General features: G+C 43.6%; 12 protein-coding genes. 3 read left to right on the top strand and 9 right to left on the bottom strand.

The genetic code is table 11. The features are described 5' to 3' along the window. Window positions 1-121: 121 nt before the first annotated feature. The 3 genes from F0145_RS18655 to F0145_RS18645 all read right to left on the bottom strand — a co-directional run bounded on the left by F0145_RS18655 (window position 122) and on the right by F0145_RS18645 (window position 5,091). Complete coding sequence (locus tag F0145_RS18655; protein WP_150090761.1) at window positions 122-2,782, bottom strand: PAS domain-containing sensor histidine kinase; 2,661 nt, start codon at window positions 2,780-2,782, stop codon at window positions 122-124. Between the two features lie 233 nt (window positions 2,783-3,015). Next, window positions 3,016-4,122 carry a M48 family metallopeptidase gene (locus tag F0145_RS18650; protein WP_150090759.1) on the bottom strand — a complete coding sequence of 369 codons (1,107 nt, stop codon included), beginning with the start codon at window positions 4,120-4,122 and terminating at the stop codon, window positions 3,016-3,018. A 9-nt stretch (window positions 4,123-4,131) separates the two neighbouring features. After that, window positions 4,132-5,091, bottom strand: a complete 960-nt coding sequence (locus tag F0145_RS18645) for a YjgN family protein (RefSeq protein WP_150090757.1) — start codon at window positions 5,089-5,091, stop codon at window positions 4,132-4,134. Window positions 5,092-5,394: 303 nt separating this feature from the next. On the opposite strand from F0145_RS18645, the gene F0145_RS18640 reads away from it, so the two are divergent. Next, window positions 5,395-5,808 (top strand): response regulator, encoded by a 414-nt coding sequence (locus F0145_RS18640; protein ID WP_150090755.1) that lies wholly within the window; start codon window positions 5,395-5,397, stop codon window positions 5,806-5,808. A gap of 25 nt (window positions 5,809-5,833) precedes the next feature. On the opposite strand, the gene F0145_RS18635 is transcribed toward F0145_RS18640, so the two are convergent. From F0145_RS18635 to F0145_RS18615, 5 genes are read right to left on the bottom strand one after another with little or no spacing between them, the layout of a single operon-like run. Continuing rightward, the gene (locus F0145_RS18635; RefSeq protein WP_150090753.1) at window positions 5,834-7,183 is read right to left on the bottom strand and encodes a sensor histidine kinase; all 1,350 of its coding nucleotides are present in this window, start codon (window positions 7,181-7,183) and stop codon (window positions 5,834-5,836) included. A gap of 21 nt (window positions 7,184-7,204) precedes the next feature. Beyond that, window positions 7,205-8,227 (bottom strand): ATP-binding protein, encoded by a 1,023-nt coding sequence (locus F0145_RS18630; protein WP_150090750.1) that lies wholly within the window; start codon window positions 8,225-8,227, stop codon window positions 7,205-7,207. Next, complete coding sequence (locus F0145_RS18625) at window positions 8,217-8,630, bottom strand: anti-sigma regulatory factor (protein ID WP_150090747.1); 414 nt, start codon at window positions 8,628-8,630, stop codon at window positions 8,217-8,219. The genes F0145_RS18630 and F0145_RS18625 overlap by 11 nt, the downstream gene beginning before the upstream one ends. Then, the gene (locus tag F0145_RS18620; protein ID WP_150090745.1) at window positions 8,614-9,012 is read right to left on the bottom strand and encodes an STAS domain-containing protein; all 399 of its coding nucleotides are present in this window, start codon (window positions 9,010-9,012) and stop codon (window positions 8,614-8,616) included. The genes F0145_RS18625 and F0145_RS18620 overlap by 17 nt, the downstream gene beginning before the upstream one ends. 18 nt (window positions 9,013-9,030) lie before the next feature. Next, window positions 9,031-9,891, bottom strand: a complete 861-nt coding sequence (locus F0145_RS18615; RefSeq protein ID WP_150090743.1) for an STAS domain-containing protein — start codon at window positions 9,889-9,891, stop codon at window positions 9,031-9,033. Window positions 9,892-10,271: 380 nt separating this feature from the next. Between F0145_RS18615 and F0145_RS18610 the strand changes: the two genes are divergently transcribed. Next, entirely contained in the window at window positions 10,272-11,360 is a 1,089-nt protein-coding gene (locus tag F0145_RS18610; protein WP_150090741.1) for a PAS domain-containing sensor histidine kinase, read from the top strand. A gap of 59 nt (window positions 11,361-11,419) precedes the next feature. On the opposite strand, the gene F0145_RS18605 is transcribed toward F0145_RS18610, so the two are convergent. Then, entirely contained in the window at window positions 11,420-11,698 is a 279-nt protein-coding gene (locus F0145_RS18605; protein ID WP_150090739.1) for a hypothetical protein, read from the bottom strand. Window positions 11,699-11,902: 204 nt separating this feature from the next. On the opposite strand from F0145_RS18605, the gene F0145_RS18600 reads away from it, so the two are divergent. Continuing rightward, complete coding sequence (locus F0145_RS18600; protein WP_150090737.1) at window positions 11,903-14,104, top strand: S9 family peptidase; 2,202 nt, start codon at window positions 11,903-11,905, stop codon at window positions 14,102-14,104. Window positions 14,105-14,378: the final 274 nt, after the last annotated feature.

Raw genomic sequence — 14,378 nt, 5'->3', positions numbered from 1 at the left:
ATCTAAATCAACTTTACAATGCTGTTATAGATCCTTCGGCAAGCTCAGGATGACTACAATAATGCAAGCGCACCTAATTAATATTCGTATTAGCTTAACCGCTCATCTACTTTATTGAATATTAGCTCAGCTTTAAATCAATTTCTATAATGGTGCCTTTACCGGCTTGAGAATTAATATTCAGGGTGCCGTTGAACAACTTTACCCGGTTGTGGATGCTGCTTAAACCAATGCCGTTAACCCAAGAATCCGGATCTTTGTGGTTAAAACCGCGGCCGTTATCTTCTACTGTTATCATTATTTTACGACCGGTTTTGGTTAGATGCACGTGCACTTCGGTAGCTTCGGCGTGTTTAATTACATTATTGAGTAACTCCTGAATAATGCGGTAAATAGCCGTTTCGTATTCTTTTTTCAAAGGCTTTTCTAAACCTTCAAAATGGAAATATAAATCGAAAGGTGCTTTAAAGAATTTTTGTTTTAAAGCCAACAGAGCGCGCTGCAAACCAAAATCCCGGAGAATAACCGGCACCAGTTCAAACGAAACGGCCCGTGTATCTTTAATGGCTTCGTTCAACAAACCCGAAATTTGTCCGCTTAATGTTATAAGTTCGTTATTTCGGGGATCTATCTGGCCTTGGAGTAATTCTAAATTAAGTTTAGTCGCATATAAAATTTGCCCAACCCCGTTGTGCAACGATTCGGCAATGCGCCGGCGCTCTTCTTCCTGGGTTTCCAAAATAGCATTTAATATTTCTTTCTGACGGCGCAATTTAAGGCGCGTACGTTCCTGCTCCAGTTTTACGCGCTCGGTAACATCGTGCAAAAACGCAATTCCACCGGCTACTTGTTTATCAGCATCAAAGAGGGGTACCACCACGGCATCTAAATATCCGTTCCAGTAAAAGCAGTATTTATTCTGGTGCCGGATTGTTTTGCCATTTAATACCTGTAAATAAGAATCGGCTTCTTCGTACAAATTCAGGGCTGTTGTTACCTCAGACAAGTGCTTGCCAATTGCATGTTCTTTTTTTAACGGATAGCGGGCTTCCATTACCCGGTTCCAGGCGTTAATTTGGCCGTTCTGGTCGAAAGCAAAAATACCATCTATGCTATTATCAATCAGGTTTTGGGTGAAATCGGCTTGCGCTTTAAGTTGTTCCTGGGTTTGCTTCAACTCGGTTACATCTAGGCAAAAACCTACGGCTTGCTGGCTTTCTAAATCGTAATAAAAATAATTCTGCTTGTATTTTCTTTCCCCGTTTTTATCTGATTGCTTTAAAAATGAGCGGGTATTTCCGGCCAACACCTGGCTGAGTACTTCTTTCAGTTCCGGGAATAATTCAAAATAATTTTCTCCTTTCAGTCCCTCTAAATTATTCATTTGCAAACCCGCCCCCATTGCTTCCCGGATAAGCCCCTGCTGGTCAATTCGCCAAACGGCTATGGGTAAATGGCTTAATATGCCGTTCAATAGCCTGGTTTTAGAACGGAGTTCGTGTAAAGCGGCTTTTTCATCCGAAATATCTTTGGCTAACCCAATTACCTGCAGCGGTTTTCCGGTGGCTTCGCGTTTAAACACGCGTTCGCGGGTATTTATCCAGCGCCAGTCGCCGTTTTTATGCTGAATGCGGTACTCGGTTTGGATAACTTCGTTTTCTTTGGCCCGCATCAATCGTTCTTCCCACTCCGCTATTTTTTTCTGGTCCTCGGCATGTAGAATTAAATTTACCAGCGATAGGCCCATTTGGTTTAGTTCCTGCGGGGTATAGCCCAAGGTACCGGCTATGCTGCGGTTGGTGTACAGGGTCTTTTTTTCTTTTAAATCCAGCAAATAAAGCGTGTCCGGCATGGCATCAGTTACCTGCTGTAGTAAAAACTGTGTTTCGGCTAATTGGGTATCGGCTTCAGCTTTAGAAGTGAAATCTTTGGAAATGCCCGATATTTTAGTCGGTTGCCCGGCTTCGTTGTAATAAGTTATGCCCCGGCTGTTAATATAACGCACCGAAGCGTCTTCGAGCACAATCCGGAAATTTACCGTTAACGCTGTTTTTTGCCGAATAGCAGCCTTAATTGCTTTTTTAACCAGCGGAAAGTCTTCCGGATGAATAAGATTTACAACGTCGTGGTAAGTACCAAAAAATGTACGCGGTGTCAGCTCGGTTTGTTCGTACTTAAAATCGTTCCAGTAAACATGCTGGTCTTTAAGATCCCACTCCCATATACCAATGCGGGCAGCTTGCGAGGCGAGTTTGAGCCGGTTTTCGTACTCCAATAATTGTTTCTGGGCAGCCTGTAACGCCGCATGTTCCAGGAGCGGCTGCTTACCGTCTTTTCCGGGCTGCCTATTGCCAGATAAATAAGTTTCGGCCGCTAAGTAACTTTCCTCCGGCCAATAATTTGCCCCAACAGGATTATTATTGGAAACCGACGAAGCTATTATTACTTCGGGGGGAATGTTGTTTAAGGTTAAAGTGCCTCCCGTAAACGCTTGGTTGGGGCCATAAAGAAAAGAAAACTCCAGCATAAAACGGCTGGCGGGGAACACAAAATAATCTGATTGCTGCGCTTCCTGGTAAAGATCTACTTCCTGTAACCCCGGAAAAAGTGTTTCCAGTAGCTGACCAATTGGCTCCTGGTTAAAACGGCCGAATTGCGCCCGGAATATTGCATTACAAGCGTAAACCCGAAAATATTGATCGAAAACGGCGGTACCGGCTTCTGCTTTTGCATAAGCGGGCGCCGTTTGGGAAAGCGATTGACTTGTATGAATACCTGACATAGCAAAAATATATACTTAAAATAAAAGCCAGGATACTTTGGTATTTAATAAAGTAAAGCCAGAAGAATTCCTCTTTGTATGAAATTAACTATTTAAAACCAGAAATTACCTTTTCGTGAGCGCGTTCTGTTAAAAATGGTTAGTAATCAGGTACTTCATCGGTAAAAACACTTAGGCTGCTACTGATAAATAACCACCTAAAATAACCCCAATAGTTGGTGTAAAAACCAGTACTATTTTTTTTCAGACGTTCGCTTTTTTTGTAATTGCTGCCAGAAATATTGCAGCGAATCGGAAGGTGGCGGGAAAGCGTTGTTTTGCTTTATTCTTTTCTGAATATTGCGGATGCGAGAACTTAAAGCCGGGTGCGTGCTAATAAACTCTAAATCCTGACTCCGGCCCTGGTTGTGCGCTTGCAACTGCTCGAAAAGTTGTACCATGCCCTTTGGGTTAAGCTGGTGCTGTTGCATTATTTGTAAGCCCAGCAAATCGGCTTCGGTTTCAAAGCTGCGGCTATATTCCAACGATTTCAGGGCATTGGCATTTTCGATTATTATAGCCGTAATGGCGCTTACATCGCCAATTATTGCCGATATAAAAATATACCCACTTAAACTCCGGAACAAAGCACGCAATGAGTGACGCAGTTTCAGATGGCCGTATTCATGGCCCAGCAAGGCCGCTAAGGCTTCGGGGCTTTTAATAATATGAAACATGCCCTGGTGCACCACAATGTGTCCGCCGGGTACGGCAAAAGCGTTTGGCTCTGCGTTACGAATAACCGTAAAAGTAATAGGATAAGGGGCAGGTAAATTAAGTTGCCGGGCAAAACCACGCAAATTAGCCGTTTGCAGGCTGTCTTCACTTTCCGAAATAATTTGAGTAGCCAACGTTTGGCCAAGTTTCTGCTCGTAGGCGGGTGGTATTTGGCGGGCGGCAAAATCGGCTACGGCGGGCAGCACCCAGAAGTACGTTACGGGTATTAACGCCAAGAAAAACAAAATAATCAGCCACCACCAACTGGTGCCCCGGTTAGCTTGTAAAGAAATTTGTTGCGTAACCAATGGCGCAGCGGCATAATAACTATCCAGGGCAGGCAAAAAATCGGGCACTGTTACTTCCAGCGATTGGGCCGGGTAATTGCCGTAGCGTAAAATTGTTTTGCCCGCCTCGGCGTATGCTTCTTTTTCGATGCGGTGGCTTTGCCAGTGAACGGTTACGGGCAGGGTACCATCCTGCGCTTTATAGGTAATTTGCAGCGCACCGGGCTCTAAACTTACTTGAGCCCGGTGCGGCTGCGACGATTTTCCATCAAAATAAATTACTTCGTAAACCGTCATTAGATTTATTTAAACAATACTAATATCCAACATATCGGATACGTCTTCGTAGGTAGCGTTTTTGTAAATAGCTTCGGTCTGCAGCAAGCTATCGGCATCAAAATCGCCTACTAGCTCTGCATTTTGCAACACAAACCGCATGGTCCGGATGGTGGCAAATGGTGCCGCAATTCCCAACGAAAATACTACAATAAATAAATTAACGGCAATTAACTTAAAATAACCCCAACCCGTTACCGACGAACTCAGGCGGGCAAAGCGCCTATCTTGCTCCAGATAAACATTGTTCAGGTAAAAATTGTGTAAATCGCGGGTGTACGCAAATAAATAAGCGCCCAACGTTACAACCGAAAGCAATATTCCCTTTAGATTAATCAGGAATAATTCGGTGCCGGTACCTTCGTAAGAAAACTGCACGTTACCCATCCGGATGTTGCCGATAATTTCTTTGCGTAAGTTTACGGTATACCACGAGCCATAAATACCCAGCGTAATAATAGTTAGCAGCAAATTAGAAATAAACAACCCGTAAAGCCGCATTAATTCGCCGCGGTAGCCAAAATGAATGCCCCGCCACGAGGTACGCGACATGCGGTAGCGCATGCGGCCGTGAATGGCCAGCGGTATAAGCGCCAGAAAACCAATGTAAAATATACCAAAACCAATGTACAAGCCCGTTTTTGAACCGGATATGACGCCGGCCATTAAAATGCCGTACAGCAAAATAAAAATACCAATGGCTTTAATAAAGCCCAGAAACATTTCTTTACCGGTGCCATGAAAAGTAAAGCGGCTGCCCGCAAATTCGGTTTTGCCGTAGAGGAAGCGTAAGGAGTTAGCTTTGGCCCACGGATAATAAAACCCCAGCGAAATAAAAGTAAGTACCCAGTTGGCTAACTGAATCTCGAAATAGGCTGTACCTTTACCGCGGAATACAAGCTGATGTGATGTTGTAGAATTTTCTTCCATATATTAATATTTAAAGTGAAATAAATGCGCAGCGTAAAATAGAAGCACTTAAATATAAATATTATTTTATATATAGAAAAAATCCATTTAATATTTTCTGAATTTATTTTTAATTTATTTTCGCTGGTTTGTTCCGATCATAATTATTTACGCAGCTTGTTTTCCGTTTTGTTAAATCAGCCTTTTCTTTGCTAAAATATTTTTAACCAAAATGGAATTAAGTTACACTTTATTCGCTTAAGAGAGAATAAAACTTCAAGCTAATTCTATATATTTAATTCGGATTATTAATCTAAATAAAATATGCATCCAACCCTGGACCTAATATTGCTGGTAGACGACGACGAAACAACAAACTATGTAAACAAGCGCCTGCTTACCCAATTAAATGTGGCTAAGGAAATAAAAATAATGACCAACGGTCAGGAAGCGCTCACTTATTTACAGAATGTAGCGGCTGGTAAAGGGGATATTAATCCGGATTTAATATTTTTAGATATTAAAATGCCTATTATGGATGGCTTTTCGTTTCTGGATGCTTTTGAAAAACACGATATGGGCAACAATAAACCCATTATTGTTATGATGCTTACTTCCTCGGCTAGCTTCTATGATTTGGAACGGCTTAAAAATTACAATAAAGTTAAAAAGCACATTTCCAAAGCCCTCACTAATGCCGATGTGCGGGAAATTTTACAGGAATATTTTCAAGGATAGTATTAATATTAATAAGCTGCAGCCATCAGGCTACTACGCTGTTTACTAATTCGTTGGCGGGCCAGGTAAATTTAAAAACGGCTCCCGCCGAGCCTTTAGATTCTACCCAAACCGCCGTACCTTTTACTTTTATTATTTTATCTACAATTGAAAGCCCGATGCCGCTGCTGGTATTGCGGTGCAAACTGCTGTTTTCAAATATCCGGAATATTCTTTCCTGATCAGCCAGCGGAATACCCGGTCCATTATCCGCAATGGCAAATTCCAGATACTTCTTTTCCTGGCGGTAATTAATCGAAATGGTGCCGTTTTCCTGGTTGGTATATTTACAGGCATTGCTGATGAGGTTGCCAAATACCTGTTGCAAATAAATTTCTTCGGAGAAAAGTGTGGGTAAATCTGGCTGTAAATAAACTTTTGTAGTGGCTTTAACCGGGTGAGCTGCCAGAATATTCCGGATTAATGTATTTAAATTTATTTCTTTGCGGGGCAAGTTGTGCCTGCCGGCGGTAGAATAAAGTAAAATATCGGTTATTAATTTATTCAGGTGGTTGGCTTGCTCGTTCAACATACCAATTGAGGAAACCGCTTCGGATAAGTTTTGCATTTGCAGGCATTCTTCTATTATACCCGAAAGCGCAATAATATTATACAGCGGTGCCTTTAAATCGTGCGATACCACGTGGGCAAACTGGTCGAGCTCTTTGTTAATTTTTTGCAGGTCTTGGTTGGCCACACTTCTTTCCTGCAACAGTTTACCTATTTCCTGGTTCGAGGTCTGTAATTCTTCGTTCAGGCGGGTAATTTCGGATAGCTGGGTTTCGGTCTGAATATTTTTCAGGCGCAGCTCTTCCAGCAACTCAATTAGCTGCATGTTCTGGTTTTTTATTTCGGCGTAAGGCGATAATTCTTTTTCCGAATCAAAATATTCTACCCAACCTTTAATAATACTGTTGTTAATGGGCGGATGATTAGCCGGTATGAGTTTGCGCAGTTGCACCCGGGTCCCTTTTTCGCTGTCGCTCTGAATAACAAACGATTCTACCAGCTTTTTAGAGTTAATCAGGCCCGAACCTTTGTGGCCTTCCTGCGGTGCCCGGTCCAGGATCTGCGGAAAATCCGGAATGCCACGCCCGCGGTCCGATACAAACCCTTCTAAAAATAAGCGGCCTTTATCTTCTGCCAAACTAAATTTTATTAGCCCCTGCCCTACGTGTTCCAGCACATTACGGCAAATTTCGGATACGGCCGTGGCAAATTTAGTTTGGTTAGCCGATGCCATACCGCACAAACCCGATAGCTGCATGGCCCGCTTATACGCCAGCACCACATCCAGTTCGTTCTGTATTTCTATTCTGATAATATCTTTGTCCATTTTTTTCCTGTTCTTCTGTTATCAGCTTCGGGTTCTGGCTACCAGCACCAGCGTATCGTCGGTGCCGCGGTTAAAATCTTTGTATAATACGGCTGCAATAATACTGGTATCGTGGCGCAGCAAATCTTTGTACCGGCTAAAATCCCACTTACTTTTCAGACCATCGGAATGCAAAACCAATAAATTATTGCCTACCCACGGAATAACATGATTATTAAGGGTATTGGGTATGTTGTGCCCCAAAATACCATTATACGAAATAATACTTTTAGGACCTTCGGGACCCGCAAGAACCCGGCCCGCAATATTCCCAACACCGCAATAAGTAAGCTCCTGATTTTTAACGTTAATGCTGGTAATATTAGCTACGGCTCCCCGCGTTTTTTTTATGGCCGCATGCACATTCCGGATCATGTCGGCGGGCGGCAGGTTGGTATTTTGCAGAAACGTTTGTACCGCGCCCTGGCTGGCAACTTCGGCATGTTCGCCGTGGCCCAAACCATCGGCCACCAGCAAAGAAAAATAATCAACGGCCTCGTAAATAGCCCAGCCATCGCCGCAATGTTTTTCACCGGCTTTTGGTACCATTACTACGCTTACATCAAATTTCTTCGGGGCCCTGGCTTTGGGTTTATGGCCTTTTTTATAAACCCGCGATAAAATAACGGTACCCACGCCTTTGGCCGAGTAAAGGTCAAATTCATCGGACTGTCGTTTAATAGCGCCCAAGCCTTCGCCGGCGGTGCCGGCCGTAGAAACCCCGTCTTCCTGCATCCGCAATGGCTCGCTCATGCCGGGGCCCTGGTCTAAGCAAATAATTTCGAAACCAATATTATGACGGCCAAAAGGTTTTACCAGCAATTCGCCGGCTATGGTGCCGTGTTTTAATAGGTTAGAGACCATTTCGGATATTATAATATTTATCCGGCCTACTTCGGTTTCGCTAAAGCCGGCGTTTTCGGCTACTTTGGCAATATCCCGTTTTATTAAATTCTGAAAAGTGCGATCGGTTAACGAAAACCGGGTGTGGGCTTTAAAGTCCATTTTTCCAGCGAATAATGGTTACGGTAGTTCCTTTTCCTACCTCCGATTTAATATCGAACTCGTTGGATAAACGTTTGGCACCGGGTAAACCCAAGCCTAAACTCCGGCCCGTAGAGAAACCGTCTTGCATGGCTTGTTTCACGTCTTTTATACCAGGGCCTTTGTCGGCGAAAGTTAAGCGTACGCCTTTTATGTTGTTCCGGATTACAATTTCCAGTACGGCTTCGCCGCCATTGGCGTAGCGTAGCATGTTCCGGACCAGCTCGCTGGCCGCGGTAATCAGTTTGGTTTGGCCCACCATGCTCATGCCTATTTTTACGGCATATTCTTTGGCTTTATTTCTAAAGTAAATTACATCTGGCTCGCGCTGTATGGTTAAAGTTTCCTTAGATAATGTCATCATACAGATCTTCCTCTTCTTTGGGCAGGTAACCAATTTTGTTCCGAAGAAGCTCCATACCTTTTTCTACGTCCAGCGCGGTGTGTACACCGGTTAGGGTTAAACCAAGTTCTACCAGGGTTATGGCCACGGCAGGCTGCATGCCTACCACCACGGTTTCGGCATCCATTATTTTAGACATAGATGCAATATTGCCCAGGATGCGGCCCATAAAAGAATCTACAATACTCACCGCCGAAATATCGATTAACACGCCCCGGGCCTCGGTTTTGCTAACCATGTTTATTAAATCGTTTTCCAGGGCCAAAGCCAGCCGGTCGTATAAATCTACCTGAATGGTCACGAGTAAAAACTCGCCCATTTTTAGGATCGGAATTTTATCCATTTACTCTAAATCTGCTTTCTAAAAAATTGTTTTCCGCTCGGCTCTTCTAACCTCAATGCCCAACATGCTGTAAGCCAATTTAAGCGCACTGGCCAAAGAGGCTTTGGTATTAATACCCGATAAATCAATACCTAAATGCACAATGGTTTGGGCAATTTCGGCGCGAATACCGCTAATAATACACTCGGCGCCCATTAAACGGGTAGCGCTTACGGTTTTAATTAAGTGCTGCGCCACCAAAGAATCTACGGTGGGCACGCCCGAAATATCCAGAATGGCAATGCGGCTGCCGGTTTCTACAATTTGCTGCAATAAATTTTCCATTACCACCTGCGTGCGGGCGCTATCGAGGGTACCAATAATGGGCAGGGCCAGAATACCTTCCCAAACCCGGATTACCGGCGTCGAGATTTCGCTTATTTCATCGGTCTGACGCAAAATAACCTCTTCCCGCCCTTGTATAAAGGTTTCCATGGTTACAATGCTCATGCTATCGAGCAGGTTGTTCAGTTCTACCGTTTCCTGGTACAACGTGGCCGGATCATTTTTATATTGATCTTCCAGCATGGCGTAAAAAGCTTTTTTCAGGCTCATTACAAACATACTGGTTTCGCGGGGCGAAAAGCCCTGACGCGCGCGGGTAACAGAAAGCTCGCTCAGAATATCTGATACAGGCTGAAATTTATCAGAATCAACATTCAGTTTTCCGGAACCCAACGCTACTAATAAGGCATCCAACAAATCATCCGACTGCTTGCTTAATTCTTCATTCGAAATTAAATCATCCCGCAGGGTACTATCGCTCATCTGGTTTTGTACCCAGGCTTCTAAAAGTCGCTTTTTGTTCTTTTTAAGGAAGGCAGCCGTTTCAGATTTCATATCAATAATCAAAATTTATCGGGTTTAGAAAGTATAGAGCAAAATTGCCCAAACAACAGAAATCAAAAGTAGAGATAATAATTTTAACTTTTCAGAAGATTACTACAACCGAAGCGGATAATTTTGCTATTTGCCTGAACTTAATGTTTTTGGTAAAAAGCAATAGTTACTAAATCCAGAATAATAATTTTTTTGGTTTTAAACAAGTAAACGTTTAGCCGGTATATTTTAAAAGCTGAGGAATAATGGCTGATAACCGCCTTAAACCTGCTCCGGCACAGCAACGTATGTGAGTGGCCTATCGGTTATTTTAGATTACTTAAATATTACCTAACTTTAAGTAAACAACGCTTAAACTATTATGTTTTAACCCCAAGCCCATGAACCTAAGCGAAAACCAGGAAAGCCTGCAGATTCTGGAACAAATTGCCGAACAGACCGACCAGGTTTTTTTTATTTATGATATTCAGCGCAACAATATTAGGTACCTGAACCCGAGTTTCGACGAAATTTGGGGCCGCAGCCGCCAGCATATTATGGATAACCCGGCACTTTTGCTGGAAACAGTTCATCCGGAAGATCAGGAATATGTGCGCAACAGCTTAACCCGAATAAGTAAGCGGGAGCAGCAAGTAAGTGAATTCCGGATAGTATCTAACGCCCAGCAGGAAAAATGGATTTCGGTTAGAACCTATGCTATTTATAATCCGGACAAAAGCTGGAGCATAGCCGGTTTTGCCGAAGATGTAACCGATAAAAAAGCCAAACACCATACCTTACTAAAATTTAGCGAACGGAAAAACAGCATCCTGCACAGTTTTTCGCACGAACTAGCCGGGCCCTTAGCTTTAATTCAGAGTTTATCGTCTTCGCTGGAAGGCGAAAAAGCAGATTCTGAAGTGGTGCACGAAACCTTGGGTTACATTCAGGAAACTTGTAAAAAAAGTATTTCGCTGATTAAAGAATTATTAAATAATGAATTTTTAGAATCGTCGGGGGTTACCGTCCGAAAAACCAGGTTTAACCTGTTGGCTAAAACCCACAATTCCGTAACCATGTTCCGGCAAGCCGATTTTAATGCCCGCAAAAATATTAAATTGATTTCGTCGCACGACCCGCTTTTTATTGTAGCCGATGAAGTTACGATGATGCAGGTAATTCATAATTTAATTGCCAACGCGTTAAAATTTACCCACGAGGGCGGCAATATTACCGTTACCTTGCTCGAACGGGAAAATACGGTTTTGCTTTCGGTGCACGACGATGGCATAGGTATACCCAAAGACTTACAGCCCTATGTTTTCGATAAATTTACCAAAGCGCGCCGGCCGGGTTTGCGCGGCGAAGAAACCGTAGGCCTGGGATTAAGTATTGTTAAAAATATTGTAGAACTACACCAGGGCCGCATCTGGGTTACCAGCGAAGAAAACCAGGGCTCAACTTTTTTTATAGAACTGCCGAAGGAATAATATTTTTCTTGCGCAGCCATGGCGACTATCGCCGCGCAAGAAAAATATTACTCTTTAAATTATTCGTACTTCCAAACCCGGTGGAAAGCTTGTTTACATTCCTCGCGAATATTTTCGGGTAAACCGGAGCCCTGGTTAAAAGTAAAGGAAACCTGGCCGCTGGCAGTGCGCAAAGCATAATGGTTGTGTAAGCGGTCGTGTTCCTCGGTTTCATTTGCGGGTGGGCGATTTTTAAAATAATCGGCGTGCCGTTCTTCTATCCTAAACATTTCTTCTTCAAAAGCTTTATTTCTTTCGGCGTAATCCTCGCCATAAATATATTCCGAGATATCGTGCATAGGTTAAGCTGTTAGTGCTGGCTTTGTTTACGGCTTTTTACCTAAATAATTTTCAGGAATTTTAAATTATTCTTCGGCTTAGTTGCGGCCAACCATTAAATATTAAAATATTAACCGCAATCCTGTTTCTTTATTTTTCCGGAAAACATACTACCTTTCTCGATTACTACCGAAGGCGATAAAATATTTAAATTAATTTACTTTATGAGATTAAAACCTTTACTAATTGGGTTGCTTTTGTTTCAGCTTTGCTTACCGGCTTTTCTGGTTAAAGCTCAGAACAGCGGCGCTTTGTACTGGCTAAAAACCGGTAATGCTTTTGCCCAGCACGAAGCCGGCAATATTGTAAAATTCACCTTACCCTCGCGCGAAAAACAGTTATTGGTAGCCAAAGAAAAATTAGTTCCCGCCGGCCAAAAGCAACCGTTGCGTATCCGCAGTTTTTCGTTATCCGGCGATGAGCAAAAAATATTAATTTATACCAATACCCAAAAAGTATGGCGGCTCGATACGCGCGGCGATTACTGGGTTTATAACCTGGCAACGAAAACCCTGCAACAGATTGGCCCAAAACAGCCGGCCGCTTCGCTGATGTTTGCCCAATTTTCGCCGGATGGCAACCAGGTTGCTTACGTGAGCCAGCACAATATTTTTGTAGATGATTTAACCAGTAAAACTACCAAACAACTTACCACCGATGGCACCCGCAAACTAATTAACGGCACCTTCGACTGGGCTTACGAAGAAGAATTTTTCTGTCGCAACGGTATTCGGTGGAGCCCCGATAGTAAAAAAATAGCTTTCTGGCAGCTAGATGCCACGCAGGTAAAAGATTACCTGATGATTAACCACACTGATTCTATTTACCCCGTAGTGCAACCCGTAGAATACCCGGTAGCTGGCGAAGCGCCTTCGCCTTACAAAATTGGGATAATAGAAGTAGCCGCAACCAAAACTACCTGGCTGCAAATTCCCGGTGATCCCCGGCAACATTATGTGCCGCGGATGGAATGGGCCGCTAACGCCGACGAAATTATTTTGCAGCAATTAAACCGCAAACAAAACGAGAGCCGGTTGTTTATTGGCCAGGCCGGCAGCGGTCGCGTTAACCAAATTTATCAGGAAAAAGATGCAGCCTGGATAGATATTTTACCTTCCTGGGACCAGAAATACACCAATGGCGGCTGGGACTGGCTGAACAACGGTCGCGATTTTTTGTGGGCGAGTGAAAAAGATGGCTGGCGTCATTTGTACCGCGTAAGCCGCAACGGCAAAAAAGAAACCTTAATTACCCGTGGCAACTACGATGTAATGGAAATTGTAAAAATAGACGAGCCGGGCAATTTTGTTTATTTTACGGCCTCGCCCGAAAATGCCACGCAAGCTTACCTCTACCGCACCCGCCTCGATGGCAAAGGCAAATTAGAGCGCGTATCACCAGCTTCGCAACCCGGCACCCACGCATACGAATTTTCGCCGGATGCTAAATTTGCCCGGCATAAATTCTCGAACTACTACACCCGGCCCACTACCGAATGGGTATCGGTGCCCGACCATAAACCCCTGGATAAAACCAGTGCCGTGGCGCAAGCAATTACAGAAGGAAGTAAAGCCAAGCCTAACCTGGAGTTTTTTAAAGTTAAAACCAGCGAAGGCGTAGAAATGGATGCCTGGATGGCAAAACCCGAAAACTTTGATCAGGCCAAAAAATATCCGGTGGTGTTTTATGTGTATACCGAGCCTTGGGGCCAAACCGTGAAAGACAGCTACGGCACCGGCAATAATCATTTGTACCAGGGCAATATGGCCCAGGATGGTTACCTATATGTATCCGTCGATAACCGGGGTACGCCCGTACCCAAAGGCCGCGCCTGGCGGAAAAGTGTTTACCGCAAAATTGGGGTTGTAAATATTAAAGATCAGGCGCTGGCGGCCCGCGAAATATTAAAACTGCCTTACGCCGATTCGTCGCGCGTAGCGGTTTGGGGCTGGAGCGGCGGCGGCTCAGCTACACTTAACCTACTTTTTCAGTACCCGCAAATTTACAAAACCGGTATTTCTATAGCCGCCGTGGGCAGCCAACTCACCTACGATAATATTTATCAGGAACGCTACATGGGTTTGCCCCAGGAAAATTTAGAAGATTTTGTAAAAGGTTCGCCTATCACTTACGCCAAAAACCTGCGCGGCAACTTGCTCTACATACATGGCACCGGCGACGACAACGTGCATTATAACAACGCCGAACTGTTGATTGATGAGCTGATAAAATATAACAAGCAATTTCAGGTAATGCCCTACCCCAACCGGACCCACAGCATATCAGAAGGCGAAGGCACCACCAAGCATTTAGGCACCTTGTTTACAAATTATTTAAAACAATATTGCCCGCCGGGCGGCAGATAACCCGAAGTTGATTAAGACAACCCTTAATTTAAGCGCATAAAAAAAGCCAGACGTTTCAAGTCTGGCTTCTTTTTGTTTACTAAAACTAATGTCTCAGCTTACATTTATCTTTAACGGCAAACTTGTTCTAGGGTTACAGTATTTTAAGCTTTTTTTATTTTTTGCTAGCTAATTTCCTGCGCTACTTACAACTGCTACTGTTAATTATGGTTTAATCTCTCGTTCAAACAGAATAAATGCTACTTAACTTTTGTAAAAAGAAAACCTCATAGCC

This window comes from Adhaeribacter rhizoryzae (genome assembly GCF_008629685.1).
In the GTDB taxonomy this organism is placed as follows: domain Bacteria; phylum Bacteroidota; class Bacteroidia; order Cytophagales; family Hymenobacteraceae; genus Adhaeribacter; species Adhaeribacter rhizoryzae.
This window is presented reverse-complemented; position numbering and strand designations above follow the sequence as displayed.

Coding starts and splice junctions, on each gene's coding strand:
- F0145_RS18655 (WP_150090761.1), bottom strand. CDS start 2,782: ATGTCAGGTATTCATACAAGTCAATCGCTTTCCCAAACGGCGCCCGCT.
- F0145_RS18650 (WP_150090759.1), bottom strand. CDS start 4,122: ATGACGGTTTACGAAGTAATTTATTTTGATGGAAAATCGTCGCAGCCG.
- F0145_RS18645 (WP_150090757.1), bottom strand. CDS start 5,091: ATGGAAGAAAATTCTACAACATCACATCAGCTTGTATTCCGCGGTAAA.
- F0145_RS18640 (WP_150090755.1), top strand. CDS start 5,395: ATGCATCCAACCCTGGACCTAATATTGCTGGTAGACGACGACGAAACA.
- F0145_RS18635 (WP_150090753.1), bottom strand. CDS start 7,183: ATGGACAAAGATATTATCAGAATAGAAATACAGAACGAACTGGATGTG.
- F0145_RS18630 (WP_150090750.1), bottom strand. CDS start 8,227: ATGGACTTTAAAGCCCACACCCGGTTTTCGTTAACCGATCGCACTTTT.
- F0145_RS18625 (WP_150090747.1), bottom strand. CDS start 8,630: ATGATGACATTATCTAAGGAAACTTTAACCATACAGCGCGAGCCAGAT.
- F0145_RS18620 (WP_150090745.1), bottom strand. CDS start 9,012: ATGGATAAAATTCCGATCCTAAAAATGGGCGAGTTTTTACTCGTGACC.
- F0145_RS18615 (WP_150090743.1), bottom strand. CDS start 9,891: ATGAAATCTGAAACGGCTGCCTTCCTTAAAAAGAACAAAAAGCGACTT.
- F0145_RS18610 (WP_150090741.1), top strand. CDS start 10,272: ATGAACCTAAGCGAAAACCAGGAAAGCCTGCAGATTCTGGAACAAATT.
- F0145_RS18605 (WP_150090739.1), bottom strand. CDS start 11,698: ATGCACGATATCTCGGAATATATTTATGGCGAGGATTACGCCGAAAGA.
- F0145_RS18600 (WP_150090737.1), top strand. CDS start 11,903: ATGAGATTAAAACCTTTACTAATTGGGTTGCTTTTGTTTCAGCTTTGC.